Source organism: Methylomicrobium album BG8, from assembly GCF_000214275.2.
Classification (GTDB): Bacteria; Pseudomonadota; Gammaproteobacteria; order Methylococcales; family Methylomonadaceae; genus Methylomicrobium; species Methylomicrobium agile.
On the sequence record NZ_CM001475.1, the window covers coordinates 766,410 to 786,830 of the forward strand.

At 51.6% G+C, this 20,421-nt stretch carries 16 protein-coding genes and 1 pseudogene; 10 read left to right on the forward strand and 7 right to left on the reverse strand.

What is annotated here, in order from left to right:
* The first annotated feature begins 38 nt into the window (after positions 1-38).
* From METAL_RS03215 to METAL_RS03225, 3 genes are all read left to right on the forward strand, one after another.
* Positions 39-623 (forward strand): DsbA family protein, encoded by a 585-nt coding sequence (locus METAL_RS03215; RefSeq protein WP_245549512.1) that lies wholly within the window; start codon positions 39-41, stop codon positions 621-623.
* 244 nt (positions 624-867) lie between these two features.
* Positions 868-1,173: a type II toxin-antitoxin system TacA family antitoxin gene (locus tag METAL_RS03220; protein ID WP_245549462.1), complete on the forward strand. Its 306-nt coding sequence runs from the start codon at positions 868-870 to the stop codon at positions 1,171-1,173.
* A complete protein-coding gene (locus METAL_RS03225) occupies positions 1,173-1,670 on the forward strand; it encodes a GNAT family N-acetyltransferase (protein WP_005369589.1) in 498 nt (165 codons plus the stop codon). Before METAL_RS03220 ends, METAL_RS03225 begins: the two co-directional genes overlap by 1 nt.
* A gap of 235 nt (positions 1,671-1,905) precedes the next feature.
* Here the strand turns inward: METAL_RS03225 and METAL_RS19765 are convergent, their stop codons facing one another.
* The 3 genes from METAL_RS19765 to METAL_RS20395 form a co-directional block, all read right to left on the reverse strand.
* Positions 1,906-7,062, reverse strand: a complete 5,157-nt coding sequence (locus METAL_RS19765) for a DEAD/DEAH box helicase (protein ID WP_005369592.1) — start codon at positions 7,060-7,062, stop codon at positions 1,906-1,908.
* 369 nt (positions 7,063-7,431) lie between these two features.
* On the reverse strand, positions 7,432-7,788 hold the full coding sequence (locus METAL_RS03235) for a hypothetical protein (protein WP_005369594.1): 357 nt from the start codon (positions 7,786-7,788) through the stop codon (positions 7,432-7,434).
* Positions 7,789-8,046: 258 nt separating this feature from the next.
* Positions 8,047-8,181, reverse strand: a complete 135-nt coding sequence (locus tag METAL_RS20395) for a MerR family DNA-binding transcriptional regulator (RefSeq protein ID WP_342666511.1) — start codon at positions 8,179-8,181, stop codon at positions 8,047-8,049.
* A gap of 135 nt (positions 8,182-8,316) precedes the next feature.
* Between METAL_RS20395 and tmpT the strand changes: the two genes are divergently transcribed.
* A complete protein-coding gene (gene tmpT / locus METAL_RS03240) occupies positions 8,317-8,970 on the forward strand; it encodes a thiopurine S-methyltransferase (RefSeq protein ID WP_005369596.1) in 654 nt (217 codons plus the stop codon).
* 160 nt (positions 8,971-9,130) lie between these two features.
* Positions 9,131-10,303: an IS256 family transposase gene (locus tag METAL_RS03245; protein WP_005369597.1), complete on the forward strand. Its 1,173-nt coding sequence runs from the start codon at positions 9,131-9,133 to the stop codon at positions 10,301-10,303.
* An 82-nt stretch (positions 10,304-10,385) separates the two neighbouring features.
* Here the strand turns inward: METAL_RS03245 and METAL_RS19770 are convergent, their stop codons facing one another.
* Complete coding sequence (locus tag METAL_RS19770) at positions 10,386-10,976, reverse strand: septal ring lytic transglycosylase RlpA family protein (protein ID WP_005369598.1); 591 nt, start codon at positions 10,974-10,976, stop codon at positions 10,386-10,388.
* Between the two features lie 365 nt (positions 10,977-11,341).
* On the opposite strand from METAL_RS19770, the gene METAL_RS03255 reads away from it, so the two are divergent.
* Entirely contained in the window at positions 11,342-11,803 is a 462-nt protein-coding gene (locus tag METAL_RS03255) for a KGG domain-containing protein (protein ID WP_005369599.1), read from the forward strand.
* 369 nt (positions 11,804-12,172) lie between these two features.
* Here the strand turns inward: METAL_RS03255 and METAL_RS20400 are convergent.
* Positions 12,173-12,409, reverse strand: a pseudogene (locus tag METAL_RS20400) (DUF3309 domain-containing protein).
* 404 nt (positions 12,410-12,813) lie between these two features.
* Positions 12,814-15,399 carry a DNA mismatch repair protein MutS gene (gene mutS, locus METAL_RS03260; RefSeq protein ID WP_005369600.1) on the reverse strand — a complete coding sequence of 862 codons (2,586 nt, stop codon included), beginning with the start codon at positions 15,397-15,399 and terminating at the stop codon, positions 12,814-12,816.
* Between the two features lie 330 nt (positions 15,400-15,729).
* Between mutS and METAL_RS19775 the strand changes: the two genes are divergently transcribed.
* Both METAL_RS19775 and METAL_RS03270 read left to right on the forward strand, forming a co-directional pair.
* On the forward strand, positions 15,730-16,209 hold the full coding sequence (locus tag METAL_RS19775) for a hypothetical protein (protein WP_051040289.1): 480 nt from the start codon (positions 15,730-15,732) through the stop codon (positions 16,207-16,209).
* 538 nt (positions 16,210-16,747) lie between these two features.
* Positions 16,748-16,939, forward strand: coding sequence for a helix-hairpin-helix domain-containing protein (locus METAL_RS03270; RefSeq protein ID WP_031430789.1), 192 nt, complete (start codon positions 16,748-16,750; stop codon positions 16,937-16,939).
* A gap of 89 nt (positions 16,940-17,028) precedes the next feature.
* Here METAL_RS03270 and METAL_RS03275 read toward each other — a convergent pair whose 3' ends face one another.
* A complete protein-coding gene (locus tag METAL_RS03275; RefSeq protein ID WP_236993962.1) occupies positions 17,029-18,027 on the reverse strand; it encodes a LysR family transcriptional regulator in 999 nt (332 codons plus the stop codon).
* Between the two features lie 139 nt (positions 18,028-18,166).
* Between METAL_RS03275 and METAL_RS03280 the strand changes: the two genes are divergently transcribed.
* Together METAL_RS03280 and METAL_RS03285 are read left to right on the forward strand one after the other, a co-directional pair.
* Entirely contained in the window at positions 18,167-18,535 is a 369-nt protein-coding gene (locus METAL_RS03280; protein WP_005369602.1) for a hypothetical protein, read from the forward strand.
* A gap of 429 nt (positions 18,536-18,964) precedes the next feature.
* Positions 18,965-20,095: a fatty acid desaturase family protein gene (locus METAL_RS03285; RefSeq protein ID WP_005369603.1), complete on the forward strand. Its 1,131-nt coding sequence runs from the start codon at positions 18,965-18,967 to the stop codon at positions 20,093-20,095.
* Positions 20,096-20,421: the final 326 nt, after the last annotated feature.

Genomic DNA, 20,421 nt, shown 5'->3' on the forward strand with positions numbered 1-20,421 from the left:
CGGCTATGCCGCTTACGCTTTACTACTTCCATGATCCCATGTGCAGTTGGTGTTGGGCCTTCAGTCCGCGCTGGCAAGAAATCGTTGCGGGTCTTCCAGATCATGTGCATAGCCAACGTGTTCTGGGAGGTCTGGCTCCGGACACGGATCAAACGATGCCGGCAGAAATGCAGACCAAGCTGAGAAGTATCTGGCAAAAAATCCAACACACGGTTCCCGGGACGCCGTTCAATTTTGAATTCTGGGAGAAATGTGTGCCTCGGCGGTCCACTTATGCGGCCTGTCGTGCCGTCATCGCTGCCCGGCGACAAAATTCCGGCCATGAAGAAAAGATGATCCTGGCAATCCAACAGGCCTACTATTTGGAGGCAAGAAATCCTGCCGATAAAAACACGCTGATTGAACTTGCCGGTGAGATCGGTTTGGATGGGGCGCTCTTTTCAGCGGATATCGAAAGTCTAGCCGTCCAGGAGGAGCTGTTAAAAGAGATTGAATGCACTCGCAGACTGGAAGTAAAAGGTTTTCCGACACTCTTATTGGAAAAAGAAGGTGTCTTTACCGCCATCCAATATGACTACAATGATGCCAAGGCCGTACTTCATCAAATCAGGCGCCTATGTTAGTCAATTTGGCGGTGCGCACCTGCGCAAGGCTTTCGGCATCCAATTGTTCGAGCTTGCCCCGATAACCGGACTCTCGTCACCATGAAGAAGAGCTCAACTCTGTGCAAAAAGCGCTTAGGTGCCGACAACCCGCTCCGAAGCGCATCGGCGTCGGCTACGAAGATCGGACCGTGCGAGGGATCGATCAATTAAAAATGAGATACACAATGTGTATCTACTATGTTAGGATTCATTCCTACAGATAATGAAAGAGGTTGCCATGCCCCCTAAGCACCAAACACCCACGGATACGCAAACCCAGGCAGTCAATTTACGGGTGCGCAGTGACATTCGTTCCTTGATTGACAGAGCCGCCAAGGCCCAGGGTAAGACGCGCTCAGACTTTATGATTGATGCAGCGCGCCGTGCCGCTGAAGAATCCTTGCTCGATCAAACCCTCGTGCGCGTCGATCAAAAAACGTATGACCATTTTCTCGAGGTGCTGGATCAGCCGCCGAGCGGTGAAGGGTTTGAACGCCTGATGGCTGCTGCCAAACCTTGGCAGGAATAATGCTATCCGCCCCGGCTCCGCTCTCGCCGGAACATCGGCTGGATGACTTTGCCTGCGGAGTCGATAGTCTGGACGACTGGCTTAAGCGGCGCGCTCGTTCTAATCAGGTAAGCGGCGCCTCACGGACCTATGTGGTCGCTGAAAGGACGCAGGTGGTCGGCTATTACTGCCTAGCCTCCGGGGCGTTGGCCTTGAGCGATGCGCCGGCTTTACTGCGTCGCAATATGCCAGATCCCGTACCGGTCGCCATACTCGGCCGTCTGGCCATCCATCAAGCGTGGCAAGGTCGAGGCGTGGGCGTCGCACTGTTGCAAGACGCAGTGCTGCGCACGCTCCACGCGAGTGAAATTCTCGGCATTCGAGGCCTTTTGGTGCATGCCCTCTCCGCTGAAGCTAAGGCTTTTTATGAACATCATGGCTTTGTGGCTTCACCGACCCAGCCAATGACGTTGATCTTGTCATTGAAGCGAAAAGTTGCGGAACACGACCACAAATGACGCAGGAACGTCGCAGGTAGGATTCCCAGACCGTGACCTTCTCACCATGATAAAAACCAAACTTCAAAACCGCCAACGGATGGCGCGCCTTTGATCGTTTTGTTAGGCCAGAGAGTACATCCAAAACCGTGCAGCCACAAGCAAAAAAGCGATGTGCTTCGAAAAAGGGTAGCGTCCTCTTTTCCTTTTTTTGGGTGCGAAGTCGATCACGAAGCACACGGGTTTGAGGATTCCTTCATTGTTTTCCGTGAATCTGAACATCAATTGCCGAATCGTCGCTACGGACTTCATAGTAACGCTCCGGGTTGCGATAAATATTCACCATCTGATGGCCGGTTGAGAAGGTGTTTTCCTCAAGGTAATTTGCATTGCCCCAGATCATTTCCTCAATAGTACGGGACGCATACTCACCGAACGCACCACCTGACTTCACAAGTCCTTCAATCTTGGCAATTTTGTGCAGATTTCTTAGGCCCTCTGTTTCATCGTCCGGCATGATGATAAAGAGGTAGTCTCGTGCACGACTGATGGCGACATTCAGGATGCTCCGCTTGTTGAGAAACATCTGCGGGCTTGAAGAGATAGTCGGCGGTGGATTGAAAACGGCAATGATAATGTCGCACTCATCGCCCTGAAAACCGTGAATTGTGCCGACCTGAATCTCCACGACATCAGGCTTGTACGCCCACGAGTCGTTCAGCCTGCTCAACAGGTTCGCCTGGGCACGATAGGGCGCAATGACCCCGATGCGAAATTTGTTTTCATGGCCGATCCGTATCTGCTCTGCAAGCCACCGGACGAATTCGAAAGTGAACAGTGCCGAATAGGTTTGATAGGGCGTTCCGCTCTCCAACCGCTTCGCCCGGTAGATGCTTTCGTATTTGCTGACGGGGAACTTGATGAGGTTGAGCGGTTGGACAGCAAGGCCGTCAAGTTCCAGTGGACGCTGCGTTCCAGTCGCGCGGTGGTGCTTCAAGATGCCGTCATAGGTGAAACGGCTGAAAATCTCGCCGATGGCCGGGATACTTCGGTATTGCGTTTCCAGATTCGTCACCAAGTAGTCGTGTGGCTTCGTAGCAGGCTTTGCAAAAGCGCCTGGCTTATTGAGGCCGACCAACGTGTAGATGTTTTCGTCCTTCCATTGCTCGACTGCGACAATCGGTTCAATCTGGAAAGGGTCTCCGGCAACGATGAATTTCCGGGGTTTCTGGCGGTAAAGTGGGTAGATGATGCTGGCAAGCGAAATCATCGAAGCCTCGTCAATGACGATGGCATCCCACTCCATTTCATGCAGCTTCTTGCTGCCATACTCGACCGCAAGCCCATCGTAGGCGAAGCGGGCAATGGTCGTAACCGTTACGGAGCGAGGCAATGCACCGATGTCAAAAGAACGATCCCGCCACACGCCTGCTTTCTCGATGCGCTCGTCAGCCGAGGTTCCGAAGCGAACCAGCCAGTTCAGAAATGAAGTATCCGCGCCCATCTTTTCCATTATGCGGGTCGTCAGCACATCGGCCGCTTTGTTGGTCGGCGTCAGGACAAGCACTCTTGCCTGCTCCGTTGCCTGCATCATGGGAATCAGCACCTTTTCCGCGAGGTGAGTGGTCTTGCCTGTTCCCGGCGGGCCGAATACGAATTCGATGTCGGGCGTCAGGCTCGCCTTCATGTCGAATTTTTCGGCAAGCCTCAACTCACGGAATCGCTCCAGCAACTCTTGCAACAGGAAGGACGGATTCTGAACTTCGATGCGTGCCTCTAATACCTCGCCCAAGTCAATCCCGCTCAACTCACCCGCGGACGCCAGTTTGCCGAGCAATGAAAACTCTCTGGCAGTAAACGATTCGACATGCAACGTCCCTGTGCGGCCATTGCCAAAATCGAGATCCACACGCACGCCCGAAAACTCTTCGATGGACTGCGGGATGAAACGGCTCGGCTCTTTCAGGACGATGGTTCTGGACGATTGACTGTTCCGCTCCACCTTGCCGAAGCTGATGGAAATGGTCTTGCCGTCCGCGTTTTTTTCACTGCTTGCCATGCACTCCAGTTCCAGCAGGGCGAGAAACCAGCCGTAGCTGTAACGCGGCAAAGTATTGGCTTTGTCATGCAGAACCTGCTCACGCTCTATACGGTCAAGCTCGCTGGCGTAACGATCTTTGGCGCGATCCAGTTTTTTGCCGTAGTCCACTGCTTTCGGTGTGTAGTCGTCCGCGTCTTCGTTGGCATCACTTGGCTGGGTAGGTGGTGTGGGATCATTTTCCTGACGACCCGACGAGTTGTCGTGCTTGACGGAGGGGCGACGCTTTTGAATCTCTTGAATCAGAGTCGATCCAGGAGAGGTCTGTTCGCTACCACCTCCAATCGTAACCGTCGAGGTCTGAGCGGCCTTTGTACGCTTGTCATCTTCGATTAGCGAAAGAATTTGCTCAGGGGAATACCCTGATTTTTCGATTTTCTCCGCGAGCGCAATCTTTCGCCGCTCCTCCTCGTTTAGATGCGCGGTGTCCTGTGCTTCGTCATGGATTCCCAAAAACCTGATGAGCGCCTCTGCTCCTGCGCTGGTTGTGTCATATTGATCTGAAAGTGATTGGATTGTCACGGCATCGGCAGAAACCAGTTCGCCCGCCTTGTTGAGAATCCACTTCGCCGTCAGGAGTCTCTGTTCTTCCGTTGATTTGAAGTATTCGCTTTGATGGCTGTAATAAAACCAAGTGTGCCGCCCTCTCAAACCATGAAGCTGGACAGTGGTTGCAAGAACACGCCATAGCAGGACGGAGCGAGTAGCGTTAATGTTTTCGATGACTTGTTGGCATCCATCAAGATATTTATCTTCAAACTCATGATGTTTCCCGCTCCACGACACACGTTGATTACCAAGCTCCGCAGGCGAGATCGTACGAGAAAGCACACTTGGGGTCTTCCTGACCCCCAATTTGTCAAAAAACCCCATGAGGTTTGCGCGGTCTTCTTCATCCACCGTCTTATAGTATTTATCTAACAATAGAAACATACTGTCGGGCTTGGTTTCAAACCACACTTTCAAATCATCGGTCGGCAGATAGATATTGGCGGATTTCCCCCAGAAACATTTTTTTTCTGAATCCTGTTTGGTTGAACAGAGAAGAAAAGGCAGTTCTATGATGTCTCTTAAGAAAGTATCGCCTAGGTATTGAGAAAGAGACGTGAAATAGTCGAAGAATGTCTTAAAATGGACAAGTCCTTCATCAACGGTGTTGTCGGGCTTTTGATTCTGCCGCCATTGAGGAAGAATAATATTATAAACCTCATCGCGTTTAGACGGTTCCTGACTATTGACGCCTAATTTCCCCAAGAAATTTTTCAATGTCTCATGGTCGGATTCAGGGTATCTCGCACGAAGTGTTTCCCAAGCGACAAATTTTGTTTCTGGCCTAAGCACATAGAAGGAAACGAGACGTGGGGTTGGGAAGTACAACCCCTGTCCTGATGAAAAACCAGTCTTTCCGATCTTTGTTTCATAAGGCAAAAACGCCAACGATCGGATTTTTGAAATGAATTCCTCAATCTCATTTTGTGGACACTCATCTTTGAAGTATTTGAACGATTTAATAAGGAAATTATCTGCCGGAATTTCGCCCTTCTTCATTTTTTCAATGGCAGATTCGATTTCGTCTTTTACGGTGTGCCCTCGAATACCAAAACGGTCAAAAAACTCCTTGGCGGTTTGAGTTTTTGTACTATCAATGCGTTGCAGAATTTTTTCCACTTTGGAAAATAATTTAGAAGACAAAGTGGTATAGCCATCACCATCATTGTCTGGAAGAAATAGGATTAGTTTTCCGTCTTGGCCATACGAGGCAACGGCATTACCGACACTGTCAATGAAGATTTTCCTGTTTTTTGTTATCTCTGTTCTTGTTTTTGTTTCAGACAGCCATTGATAAAAATTAAACAACCAGTCGTGCGGTTGTTTTTTTATGAAGTCAGCAGAAATACCGTCAAAGCTTTTGCCTCCATCACCTTTCCAACCGGTAAGAATGTCTTTTTCGTCCAACCATGTGCATATAACTTCATCAATATACGTCGCAATTTCTTTGTTTTTGCGTAAGCACTCGTCACGTCCAAATGAAGTAAACACCCAGCGTGCATTCTTGTTGTTGGTTATGTGCGCCAATTGTTTGTTAGAAATGAGCTGCGCAATTCGAGGAACAGATGCCCAATATGCGTTTTTCGATTCTGCGAATAGATTGTCCGTGGAAGGAAGCAATGCTTCTGTCTGTAATTTTGAATTAAAAGCGGTATAGAACGGCTTGAATGAAATTATGCGTCTATCGCCCAGTTCGCTGAATCTCGCCTCGTCGTAGGGGATGATGTCAAGGATGCCGTCGTCAATCAGTTTTTCATCCCGAAGAATCGGCAAACTGTTCGCGGCGAGTTCTGCCAACTGCTCAATCAATTCATTATTGTGCTTTTCTCCGGCTTTGATGCCTTCGCGGCTATCCGTCAGAAGAAAGGGCGCGTGAAGGATGAAATTCAGATTCGTCGCCTCTTTTGTCGGGAAAAAACAGAATGCCGTGCGATCAATCGGCACGAGATTTCCGCTCTCTCCCAAGGCATAGCCGATGGAACAGGGATGCCCGCTCGCGTTGTTTCGCGTGAACATCACCAAACGTTGGCTAGTTCTTTTGCCGTCCAACTTCAATGCCAGCGTGATCCACTGAGCGGTTATGCCTCCTTCCTCAATTTTCCGAGTGACTTTCTTGGTGTATTTACCAGAGACTTTCTCCGCCTCAAAGGACACGGATTTCAGACTGGAAAGGAACAGGACAGGAAACTCCAGAGCCTTTAGTTTCTCAAGAATTTCATCATGGCTCTCTTGGGGCTGTTTTTTCTTATGGTCAAACGGAAAGAAGAACACCGTCTTTGAAGAGTTCCGCCAATCAAGGTCGGCATCCAGCATGTGCGGCACGATGAAGCGTTCGATCTTGAACCGAATTTCCGGGTCGTAAATGTGCGGTGTTTGCGTGTATTGAAAGACCGCCTTGAACCCAACGCCGAACTTGCCGATGGAAGCCTCCGTCTTGTTTGAATTGGCAATGGAAGTAATGGCGTTGATATGCCCCAGAGTGCCGTTGTTCGTATCCGCTTCTTCGTTCTGCGGATTGGAAATGGTGAATCGGACAGAGCCGTTATGCGTGAAATAAAGTCCGCTTTCTTCAAGGCGGAATGTGGCAGTTGTCGCCTTGACATCATCTGCGTTTTGCAAAAGCTCGTAGATGAAGTGCGCTTGATCGGAATATTTGTCCACGATGCCGCCCCAGATGCCGCGTGCGGCTGGGTCATCAAATGCGTCGGCAAGCTTAACACGGCGCGTTGCCAGCTCATCAAACCACTGTTTTTCTTGTTCGGTCATTATCTTTTGTTCTCCCTTTTTCTTCCTGTCTTCCGACAGCTTCTTGCGATCTCTCTCCAGCCAAGTAGCCAAGTAGGGTACGCACCGCGTACCTTTTGAAGCCTCGGCAATTGGATCGCCCAACAAGGTACGCGGTGCGTACCCTACATCTGGATTTTGAAGCAAACCAAATCATTGGCAGGATTGAGCCAGTTTACGGCCAGTGGTCAATGCGTGTTCCGTGTCAGCAAATGGCGGCCGAACCTGCTCTGTCAGAATCAAAGAACGCTAACGGTTTATAGAGACCCAGTTAGAGGGGGTTAATTTTCAAACGGTTTTCCATAAACAAAAAACCCGTTGAAAAGTCTGCCGCTGAACGGCTCTCAACTTTTATTCGGCTAACAGAGCTTCAATAGCGGCTTTCGCATTGCATTGAGCGATGGCTTCGGCGAGTTGCGCGTTATTTAATTGATGCTTGATTGATGCAACACCATGCCATTCAAATGGTTGGTATTCCTTTTGAGCAAAGGTAGCGATTTGGCATTTCTTAACCGGAGAATTATCGAATGGCATTTTTGAATCTGAACGCAAAGGCTCCATTCCTTCCAAGCTTGGCGCATAGATTAAAAAACCGCCTTTCATGGCCAGGACCGCGCGATATTGATTTGCTGTGGTGAAATACAAATCGCCAACTGCAATCTCTGATTCTTTCAGCCAAAGATTCTTATTTTTCTTGTTCTTCTTCATTCAGAATTTAAGCTCAAACGGGTTGATGTTTACCGAGGCGCATGGCCCCGGATTTAACACGCTTTTGGCCCTAAAAGTCGCTCATGTGCAGATGGGTTTTGGCGAGAAGCCGCCGAATCGTAAAGTGCAAATAATTGTACCATGGTAAAGACCGGCGTTCGGGTTAAACGTACGTGCATCCGAATCGCTGGGTTGCTCATCAGTTGCGGCATGGAAGAAGCTGACCCATCAACTTACCCTTGTTCCATGGAACAATTTTTACGATTTGACATTGGCGCTGAATAGACGGCGCAAACCCAAGCGACCGGTAGACTGGATCAGTCCTTTTTCTTCATAAAACCGTAACGTTGAAGCGGGCAAGCCAGTTGCCTTTGCTACCTCAGATATATCCATTATTTCACCTGTCGTAATTAATACTTGACTTCAAGTTGACTTGAAATTTTATCCTAGCCCTGAACATAACGTGGTACAACACTGAAGCAATAATTTTGTGGTGATTTTTTATATTTGAACATTTAAGGAGTCGATATGGAAGCAAGTTTCTGGCATCAAAAATGGGAGCGCGGTGAGATTGCTTTTCATGAAAGCGAAGCAAACCCATTTCTGATAGCCCATTTTGAAAAATTAAAGCTGGCAAAAGGTTGCCGTGTGTTCCTGCCTTTATGCGGCAAAACACGCGACATTTCCTGGTTACTTGGCTGCGGTTATCGAGTGGCTGGCGCCGAATTGAGCGAACTCGCCGTTAACGAGTTGTTTAAAGAACTTGGGTTAGAGCCGCAAATCTTTAAAGCTAGGGAGTTGGTCCGCTACAGCGCTAAAGATATCGACATATTCGTGGGCGATATTTTTGATGTGTCTGCTGAATTTCTTGGGCCCATAAGCGCGATATACGATCGCGCTGCTTTAGTCGCCTTGCCTTCCAGCATACGAGAGCGATATACGTCCCATCTGATGAACATAACCGGCACAGCGCCGCAGTTGCTGATCTGTTATGAATACGACCAACGGTTGATGGATGGCCCTCCGTTTTCAGTTAACGAAAACGAAGTCAAGCAACATTATGGCGCTATGTACCAATTAAAGGCAGTTGAAAGCAAGCGTGTCGCGGGAGGTTTGAAGGGAAAAGTCGCATCAACGGAGACCGTCTGGTTGCTCCAGCACGTTAGCGTCAAACAGAGTTGAACAGTTTCCAGTAAAGAGCGTCGAATAGTTCCCAGTTAAAGTGGAGGGTGTAAATAATTCCGTGTAACCGCTTATTTTCAGTGTAGTAAACTTCTCTCAAGGAGAGCAGAAAATGAGCGATATTATTAAAGACCCCACGATGGTTGCCGCTTGACAAGATTTGGCCCGTGGCGTTAAGTCAGAGCGTGATTTAGCGGCACTGACTCAGGATTTACTGAAAATCACGGTAGAAGCCTCGCTGAATGCCGAAATGGATGCCCATTTAGGGTATGCCAAGCCTTCTCCCGAAGGCTATGGTTCCGGCAATAGTCGCAACGGTTATGGCACAAAAAAGCTGAAAAGCGGACACGGGGTCATTGAGATTGACACCCCACGCGATCGTAACGGCAGCTTCGAGCCGCCGCTGGTCACCAAGCATCAAACCCGCTGGAGTCATTTTGACGATAAGATTCTGACCTTGTATGCCAAGGGCATGAGCACGCGAGATATCGTCGAAACCTTCCGCGAACTCTATGGCGCCGATATCTCGCCCACCCTGGTGTCTAATGTCACGGAAGCGGTACTGGGCAAAGTGATCGAGTGGCAATCCCGACCCTTGGATGCGCTCTATCCTATCCTCTATCTGGACTGCATTGTCGTCAAAATCCGGCAGGACAAGCGAGTCATCAACAAAGCCGTTTACCTGGCGCTCGGCGTCACCCTGGAAGGCAGAAAGGAGTTGCTGGGTCTGTGGCTGTCCGAAAATGAAGGCGCCAAATTCTGGCTGTCGGTCCTGACCGAACTGAAAAACCGCGGCGTCAAGGATGTGCTCATTGCCTGTGTCGATGGCTTAACCGGTTTTCCGGAAGCGATCGCCGCCGCTTTCCCAAGCACACAAGTCCAACTCTGTATCGTGCATAGGGTGCGCAATTCCTTGCGTTTCGTGTCCTGGAAAGACCGCAAAACCGTCGCCGCCGGGCTCCGGAAAATCTACCAGTCCGTTACCGTGACTGAAGCAGAACAGGAATTGGAAGCCTTTGCCGCGCAATGGGACGGCCAATACCCCTCCATCAGTCGCTCCTGGCGCAACCACTGGGCCAACTTGATCGCATTCTTCGATTACCCTGACGCGATCCGGAAAATCATTTACACCACCAATGCCATTGAATCGATCAATAGCGTGATTAGAAAAGCCATCAATCAACGGAAACTGTTCCCCAATGACGATTCGGCTATGAAAGTCATTTATTTGGCAATCGAGAATGCCTCTAAAAAATGGTCCATGCCATTGCGCGATTGGAAGCCGGCTATTAATCAGTTTATGATTATGTTTCCAGACCGCATGCCCAATTAAATTTAACCGCGGTTTACACGGATTGTTTTACCCTCTCAAAGGGTTACGGAGCTTACAACATAAGAGGCGTTGTTTGGCTTCTCTACGCTAGCGTCTCCCGATGTATGCCCGATTTTCCGCTGACCGGACAGCGCCTACCTCTTCGAGGATATCGCCTGCGATGACTTGCCGGCCCGCTTTTTCCGGGTTTGACTCGAAGTCTTGGGCGGCGAATTTTTTTTTCGACGGGCTCGGCGGTTTCGATCTTGACCGTACTGACTCCCTGTTCCTTCATTCCAAGCTTTTTCGCCGCGGCCTTCGAGAGGTCGATTACGCGATCCTTCGCATAGGGCCCTCGGTCGTTGATCTCGACTTCGACCTTTTTCTTGTTTTCGAGATTGGTCACTTCCACTTCGGTCCCCAAAGGCAACTCAGGATGGGCAGCCGTCATTTCCCGCTGATCGAAAACCTCGCCGCTGGCCGTCTTGCAGCCATGAAAACCGGGACCGTACCAAGAGGCTTCCCCTACTTCTTTATGAGCCTTCCGGGGCGCTGCATCCTGAACTTTCGTCTCCGTTTTGGAGGCCGCTTCCCCTTCTTCTTTCCCGGTACACCCCGGCAATCCCGGACTCGCACTCAACAGCGCGCATAAGCTGCCTTGAAGAAGGACATTTTTGACATTCAATATTTTCATCGCGAAAACTATCGAATCGATTATTTAAGAGCCATGATTATTAAATAAAACCCAAACGATAACTTCTAAATACTTCGATTAAAAAATAACTTCGTTAATTCATTTCTCGGGAAAAATTTCTTTACATTTAGTGAATTATTTATATAAAAAAATAAATATAAACTATAACTCATACTAAGCTGCTTTCTTCATAAAGCTTTATTTTGTTTGATTCATGCCACAGGGAATGTTCGATACCGTACAGAACTTTTATATCAGCCCCGTATATTTTCATCATTCTTTTTATATAAAAAGAATGGGGTAATTGGCTAGATTTCAGACACAAATCAACCAATGATTCATTAATATTTTCGAGGATGTATATCATGCCCAGACAAAGAGAAGAAACCGGCCAAGGCAAGTCAGCCCGCGGCTTTGCTTCAATGGATGAAGAAAAACAACGCGCAATTGCCAGCAAAGGCGGCCACGCCAGCCATGAGAAAGGCACCGCCCACGAGTTCACGCCGGAAGAAGCTCGGGAAGCCGGACGCAAAGGCGGCCAAGTCGCTCATGAGAGAGGCACCGCCCACGAATTCACTTCCGAAGAAGCCCGCGAAGCCGGACGCAAAGGCGGCCAGGTCGCTCATCAGAAAGGCACCGCCCACGAGTTCACTTCCGAAGAAGCCCGCGAAGCCGGACGCAAAGGCGGCAAGGCCGCCCACGAGAAAGGCACCGCCCACGAGTTCACTTCCGAAGAAGCCCGGGAAGCCGGACGCAAAGGCGGCAAAGCTTCGCATGGCGGCGGCAGAGAAGAAGAAGGAGGGGAAGGGGAAGGAAGAGCGCATTAAATTCATTCATTTCCGTAATAAAAACGGCTCTCTAATAACGGATTTGTTAGAGGGTCGTTTTTTAGGCTTTCCTTCGCACGGTAAATCGCTAAGGTGAGTGCCCGCCGGGGCGGGGGGTATCCGGCCGATTGTGCGTGGTGGATGCGCTTCGCTTATCCATCCTACGGCCCCTTAACTTAACGGCATTGCCCCATTCCGCCCCGTCCTGCTGATTACATCCTTACCGCCGTTCGCGAGAGTGGGAAACAGTTCGACGAAAACCTCCGTTTCAGCGGATTTATCGGATAAGCCAAAAGCCTCAAGGCCGTTTATCCATGTGTTTTTGGCCGTGGTTATTCGGGGAACCGGGAATCACGGCTCTCCTCATGCCTATACCGCGCCCAAGAGCAGCATAACGAGAAAAATTACCAGTATCAGGCCGAGTATGCCGCTGGGTCCATACCCTCAGCTCCGGCTATAAGGCCAAACGGGAACCGCGCCCAAAATGATCAAGAGTAAAATGACCAGCAATAGAGTACTTGTCGACATAACGATTCTCCATAAAACGTAAACGCTAATCCTGAAGCCGGGCTTCGGCCTGGAACCCCGAGACTTCGGTACCGGCATCCCCGCTTCGCTCCCGCGGCGGTATTGAATCTGCACCGCAAATGATTCAAAACCCAATCGCCGGCACCCTCCGGATACCCGGCTTGATGCCCAAGAACAGGCCCGTAGATTTAATCTACGGTTAGGTTAGGGCGCTGTCTGTACCCTGAGCCGCACACGGAATGGTCCGCCCACATCGGGACAGCAACCCGGTTTTACGCCGTTTCACTCCTTTTTGATGATGCAAGTCGTCCATTAGAGTCAAATAAGGTTTGCAAGTGCGACTTTTTATTCGCGGCCGCCCGGATACGGGGGAGCCGCGCGTCAAACGATAAAGCAGAGCGAATGAGGAAGGCACCGCTTCGTCAGTCTTCGAGACGGCGAAAGCCCGGAATGCTTCGCGGTATCCCGCGAAGTGGCGGGTCCTATAACAGCGCCTTGAGCCGGTACAACGCATCCAATGCCTGTTTCGGACTCAGTGCGTCGGGATCGATGTCCTCCAGCAAGCCGACCGCCGGGTGGCATTCCGGCACGGAAAACAGGTCGAACTGATCGATGCCCGATTCGGCCCGCTGCTCGATATAGGCGTTGTTTTCGAGATGCGCCAGTTTGGTTTTGGCTTTCTCGATCACCGCGCGCGGCACGCCGGCCAGCGCCGCCACCTGCAGCCCGTAACTCTGGTTGGCCGGGCCGTCCTTCACCGCATGCAGGAACACGATCCGGTCACCGTGCTCCATCGCCTCCAGATGCACGTTGCGGATCGACGGACGCTCCTCGGCCAGCGTGGTCAATTCGAAATAATGGGTGGCGAACAGCGTGAACGCCTGCGTGACTCTCGCCAGGTGGTCCGCGCAGGCCCAGGCCAGCGACAGACCGTCGAAGGTGCTGGTGCCGCGGCCGATTTCGTCCATCAGGATCAGGCTTTGCGCGGTCGCGTTGTGCAAAATGTTGGCGGTTTCGGACATTTCGACCATGAACGTCGAACGGCCCGAGGCCAGATCGTCCGAAGCGCCGATCCGGGTGAAGATCTTGTCGACCGGCCCGAGAACCGCCGACTTTGCCGGCACGAAACAGCCGACATGCGCGATCAGTACGATCAGCGCGGCCTGCCGCATGTAGGTCGACTTGCCGCCCATGTTCGGACCGGTAATGACCAGCATCCGGCTTTCGCCTGCCAAATTCAAATCGTTCGGCACAAAAGGCACGCCGCCAACCTGCTCGACCACCGGATGCCGGCCGGCTTCGATCCGGATGCCCGGCTCGGCCTGCAGCATGGGCCGCGACAGGTTCAGCGTCTCGGCGCGCTCGGCGAAGTTGACCAGCACATCGAGTTCGGCCAGCGCCGCCGCGCACAGTTGCAGTTCGCCTAAAGAACTGGCGATCACGTCCAGCAGTTCGTCGTACAGGGCCTTCTCGAAGGCCAGCGATTTTTCACGGGCGCTCAGCACCTTGTCCTCGAACGCCTTCAGCTCTTCGGTGATGTAGCGTTCGGCGCCTTTCAGGGTCTGCTTGCGGGTATAGTGAACCGGCACCTTGTCCGCGTTCGCGTTCGAAATTTCGATGTAAAAACCGTGCACTCGATTGTAGTTGACCTTCAGGTTATGAATCCCGGTCGCTTGCCGCTCGCGCCGCTCCATCTCGATCAGAAACCGGTCGGCGTTCTGGCTCAGATTGCGCAGTTCGTCGAGTTCTTCGTCGTAACCCGCCGCGATTACCCCGCCGTCGCGGATCAGCATCGGCGGATTGTCGACGATTGCCCTGCCGAGCAGCTCCAGCATGGCCGGATGTTCGCCGATGTCCGCGCGCAGCCCGGCCAGATGCGGATCGTCGAACCCGTCCAGGCGTTTCTGCAGAACCGGCAGGGCCGCCAGCGTCGAACGCAGCACCAGCAAATCGCGGGGCCGGGCCGATTTCAGCGCGATCCGGGTACTGATTCGCTCGATGTCGCCGACCTGCCGCAAGGTGTCCTGCAGCGCCCGGTACAGGCCGTCCTGAAGCAGGGTTTCGATGCAGGCATAGCGCCGGTTCAGGACGAAGTGATCCCGGAGCGGCCGGTTCAGCCAGCGCCGGAGGCAGCGGCTGCCCATCGCGGTCGCGGTTTTGTCCAGCACGCCGAGCAGCGTGAATTGCAGTTGTCCGCTCGGATGCGTGTCGATTTCGAGATTCCGCCGGCTCGACGCGTCGAGCTGAATGGAATCGTCGCTGGTTTCGGTACGGATGCCCTGAATGTGCGGCAGCACGTTCTGCTGGGTATCGCGGACGTATTGCAGAAGCCCGCCGGCCGCCGCCACCGCCGCCGGCATCGCCTCGCAGCCGAAACCTTTCAGATCGTGCGCTTTGAACTGCTTCAACACCAACAGCCGCGCGCTTTCCGCTTCGAAATGCCAGGGCGGACGCCGGCACAGGCCGCTGCGCTGCTTCAGATTGTCCGGCAGCGGCCAGCTTTCGCTGTACAAAAGTTCCGCCGGATTAAGCCGCCCCACTTCGCCGAGCAACTGGTCTTCCGATTCGGCTTCCTGCAGCACGAAACGGCCGCTGGTCAAGTCGAGGCTTGCGATCCCGTAACGCCCCTGCAATTGGCAGAGCGCGACCAGCAGGTTGTCCTTCCGGTCTTCGAGCAGCGCTTCGTCGGTGACCGTGCCGGGCGTGATGATTCGGACCACCTTGCGCTCGACCGGCCCCTTGGAGGCGGCCGGATCGCCGATCTGTTCGCAGATCGCGACCGATTCGCCAATCCGGATTAACTTCGCGATATAGCCTTCCGCTGCATGATACGGAATGCCCGCCATCGGTATCGGCAGGCCCTGCGACTGGCCGCGGGCGGTCAACGTAATGTCGAGCAGCCGCGCGGCTTTTTTCGCATCGTCGTAGAAAAGTTCATAGAAATCCCCCATCCGGTAAAACAGCAGGGTTTCGGGATAGTCGGACTTGATGCGCAGATACTGCTGCATCATCGGCGTATGTTCTTTTTGCTGGCCTTCTCCATGGCCCTGATTTAACTTGTCTTTCATTCTCGTCTTATTGATACAGAAGCTCTATTAACGGACGCATTCGGCAAGCCGCTATCGGTCATTGCCGGCAATGTCCTTTCCAGCCGCTATTGTCGCTTGGGGAGCCTTGAAAAACCAGCGTGATTCACGGCGCAGTTGCGACTATTTGAACAAGAAAAAGCTCAAGAGGCTATCCGTAAAGCCGAATACGAACGTAAGTGTCAGCAGGCGGAGGAAGCTCGACGTCAGCGGGAGAGCGACCCGAAATAGTTCGCCAAAATAAAAAACCAGCAGCTTCGGTCACGCTATGGGCTGGATCAGTTCATTGAAAAACAGTTTTTTGCCCGTTTGATGGACATTCTTCATCGCCTAGACGGTGGCAATCGTCTCTCTGACGAAGACATTCTGTGGCTTACCACCGAGGGCTCGGATTACTATACTGAGGCTCTACAGACGGCCTTTCATGAGCGCGAGGCTGAGTTCTATACGGCTGAGTACAAACGAACAGCTGATCCATGGAATGCGGTGAATGCCAGCGGCCACTACCGCAAGTGCAACCAAGCCAGAAAAGCCCATGATCGGCTGGCTTCGATCCCTGCCGGGCGTCAGAAAGCCCCCAAACTGATCTCTGCCATCTGCACGACCCATGGCGGTGTGATGCGAGATTTGAAGCGTTTCAATGAAGCTTTGAATTTTGACGACCAGGCACATGCTCTGACGCCGAAGGATTTCCGCCCCTGCACCCTATTAGGTGCGGTAAATTTCGAGATGGGAAACTTACGACCTCGGGAGGGACTGGTATGCCAAGGCGACAGAACGCGGAGCCAGTGAGCGGACGATTGACTATGACCTGCATGGCATCTTCCTGCGTGCGGATAAGGCTAAACGCGAGGAAATAAGGGCATTCCTGCTTCGCGAAGATCCGGTTCGGTATAAATGGGTTATAAACTCAAGGTCCAAGATCAAGCGCCCTCTTAGAGTCGATAGTACCAGCCAAATTGCCATCGAGTGCTAGCGGCCAAAAGCGGAAGTTCATCATTGCGGGCAAGCAGACACTCAAATGGCCGCGATAGCCCGGAAGCGAGGGTCAAATCGATGCCAATGCCGTGGCAACCATGTAATTAAGCAATTAAAGATTAATACTGGAAACGGCTGCAAGCCGTATTTCGTCACATCAACAAAAATCGCTTGAAAATTAAAGTTTCATACTGAAAACGTGGTTTCGTTGCATACCCGATCAACCACAGGTGTTTATGTCGTTGATTTTGCGATGGTATGAAACATTATTGCCTAGCCAGTATGAGACTTTATTACCCGGTATGATTCTTTATTGCCTTCCTACAAACCGCCGCCCTTTTTCTCCAATCGCATGGCGTCGGTACCTCGCGTTCGGTGCGAATATACAAAACCTTATGGTGAGCAGGCAATCGAGAAAGTGCGCGAAAATCCCTATCGCTTAGCATTAGATATTCACGGCATCGGCTTTAAGATGGCTGACATGCTGGCTCATCAGAAGTTGGGCATCGGCCCGCAATCCCTTCGCGGCCACGCGGGGCTCTGAAGCTTTCACCTGTGCTCGCTCAGGATGACGGAACACCCAAGGCGGTATGGCGTTCTGCTGGAATCACAGACCGGAGCTGCTGCCTTTGACTAACCGTTCGGCGGCGAAGTATTCCGCCCTAGGATGGTATCCGTCAGGCAGGATTGGGGACATCGTAGGGCCAATTGATCGCGAAGGATTTCAGCGATCCGCAAGGCGCCAGGACCTGTTGCATCGCGGTCGGCGAAGATCAAGTACAGGGTCGACCAGCGTTCCGACCCCTCCTCCAGCGGGAGCGGTTTTAACTTTCCTGTATCGAGTTCCAGACGGATGAGATCCTCAGCATACCAAGCATAACCTAGTCCTAGGCAAGCGGCACGAATCGAGGTAGCCTGCTGGCCCACGGTCCAGCGCTGCTCATTGAGCCAGCTGACTGTGCGCGTTCGCTCACGGCCAGTGTCACGAACCACCAGATGCCTGTGCTGACGCAAATCCGCCATCGTAAGCGGCCGTCTCAACTGATGTAGTGGATGGTCAGGGTGGGCGCTGGCGATGAAGCGCACTCGTATGAGTGGATCGCCGACAAATCCCGCCGGCACCGTCGGACCGATACCCAGTTCGACAAGGCCCTCCTGCAACGCTTCATCGGTGCCACTCAGCACCGTCTCGATAAGCTCGATGCGTGTTTCGGGATGTTCATCGGAAAAGCGCGCCAAGGCTTCCAACAACAGCCAAGTGGGGAAAATGGTGTCCACGGCCAGTCGCAATTCTGGCTCCCAACCTGCCGCCAGGCTGGCCGCCACGTGTTCCAGACGCACGGCTTCCTCCATGAGTGTCTTTCCTCGTCGATACAACACTTGACCGACGCTGGTCAGCACTGCCTTTCGGCCCTGTATTTCGAAGACTTTAATGCCCAGCGACTGTTCCAGTTTATGCACCGCATAAGTCATCGTGGATTGGCTCTTGTGGAGTTGGTCAGCAGCCTGCGCATAGCCGCCCGCATCCACAACTGACACAAGCGCTCGCCACTGGTCCAGCGAAATTTTATGGTTTGAGGTCATATTGATCGATGAATTCGATAGGTATGAGCGAATTTTCGCGCTTTTCAATACTGATAATCAATAGTTTAATGCAATCTCCGATGTTTGAAGGAGACACTTACACTTTATGAGGAGCAGACAACAAGAAAGTCAAACGTCATACCTGAAAGATATTTTAATACCCCATTATTTTTATAGAGATTAAATCATGTCATTGAAAAAAGTATTTATCGCATTCGCTCTGTTTTTCGCCATGCTGGGCTTTTCCGGCGCAACTTTCGCCGAAGCCAAAGTTAACGTGTCTGACACGTTGAAAGAAGTCGATGCCAAAATCCAAATCGCTTTAGAGGCCGTTCCTGCAGGCAATGCACAACAACTGGCTACCTTAATCAAAGACGCTAACGAAAAAACTAAAGAACTGGACGCCAATTACAAATTTGACTTTGAACGCACCAAAGTGCAACAAGTCCTGAAAAAAGCTCGCGATGCCGCGAAAAAATCGGATTTTCCAGGTGCTGCGCAAGAATTGAAAGCAGCTCGCGAAGGATTTGCCAATCTGAAATCTTTCCTTAACTGACACAAGGGCTCGCCACTGGTCCAGCGAAATTTTATGGTTTGAGGTCATATTGATCGATGAATTCGATAGGTATGAGCGAATTTTTGCACTTTTCAATCCTGATAATTAATAGTTTAATGCAATCCCCGATGTTTGAAGGAGACGCTTACACTTTATGTGGTGGTCACTCCGTCGGTTACCTCCTCATTAGCCGTTTGATTAGCCATTTGAATGGGTGACACCGTAGCAGTCGAAGTCGATCCTTCTCAGGACTTTTTGGTTATAACTTCACTTCGGGATAAAGGGATCGGTCTCGGAATCTTTGATTCTGAGATCAAAACCATCCAGCCTCTCTACTTCTGGTCGAGGGGCTTTTTTTTGTTTCCGTAATCAAACATTGCATAAATGAAATGAATATTTTCCAATTGAACTTCAGCGAGGCTACCTAATTTGAGCTTGAATAGTTACCAGACCGTCAACCGAGAACAGCTAGCCAAAGATATTAAACAGCTGTATCTGCAAGCGCAGGCCGACATGGGACCGGAAGATTTTCGCCATATGAAGCGGATGGAGCTCTGGGGCCAAGCCTGTTCATTGTTGGGGTATGCGACCGCATGGATAGCTCCCAATCTCGTGTCCGCGCTGCTGATCAGTCAGGGTAGTTTTACCCGTTGGACTCAAGTTGCGCATCCGATCCAGCATCGCGGTTACGACAAAATCGACAGCGCCAGTGCACGTTACCAAAGCAAAGGCTTCGCTAAAGGCTGCCGCCGTTTTCTGGATTGGCCGGACTGGATGACGCCGGCGGGTTGGCACCACGAACACGACGTCCTGCATCACTACCGCCTTGGCGAGACGGCCGACCCCAACAATGCCCAGCACAACATGGAATGGCTGCGACAGTCGAAATTACCGATGTGGTTACGCTACGCGATCGTGGCATTTTTCTCGGGCGTTTGGAAGCTTAGCTATTACACCCCACGCACCCACAAAGAATTACGCCTTAACGAATATCGGCACCAGCATCAGCCCGCACCCACGATGACCCGCATCGACGCCTGGAGTTTATTCACTCCCCAGGGCCGAGGCTTGTGGTTAAAAAGCATTCTGCCCTATGTCGCTTACCGCTTTGTATTGCTGCCGGCGTTATTTCTGCCATTAGGAAGTGTTGCCGTGACCAGTGTGTTATTGAATTCCGTATTGGCGGAAATCCTGACCAACATCCACAGCTTTGTGGTGATGATTCCCAACCATGCCGGCGATGATGTGATGAGCTTCGATGAAAAGGCGCACAGCAAGGGCGAGTTTTACCTGCGCCAAATACTCGGCTCGGTCAACTATCCGACCGGCTCCAATGCCAACGACTTCCTCTACGGTTGGCTGAACTACCAGATCGAACATCATCTATGGCCGGATTTGCCACTCAGCCAGTATCAGAAGTTGCAACCGCAGGCTAAGGCTCTCTGCGAGAAGCACAGTATTCCGTATTGCCAGGATTCGTTATTCAAAAGGCTGCGCAAAGCCGTCGACATTATGGTCGGTAAAACCTCAATGTTGAAACCGGCGGAGGCGGGGGCTTGAAACTGCGATATTTCAAGTCCTACACCAGAATTAGGCCGCGCTAAACGAAATACTGTCTTCATGCATGCGATTTTACTCTCTCCTTAAGCTTGTGATAGAACTTAAGGACTGGGCTGATGAGCAGATTTGTTTACTTCATTCGAGCTTGCCGCCGCCAATCGCCTGAATTGTCCAACGGCCGGTCGAACCCTGTTACGGCCGGTTAGTAATCAACAAGCTCAACATCGGATTTGGCCGATGTGAAGTGCCTCCGAACGTCTGCTCTACTCAGTTACCTGCCACAGGGAGCGAGAATTGTTGAATGCCCGCTTTGGGTCGGTTTTGCT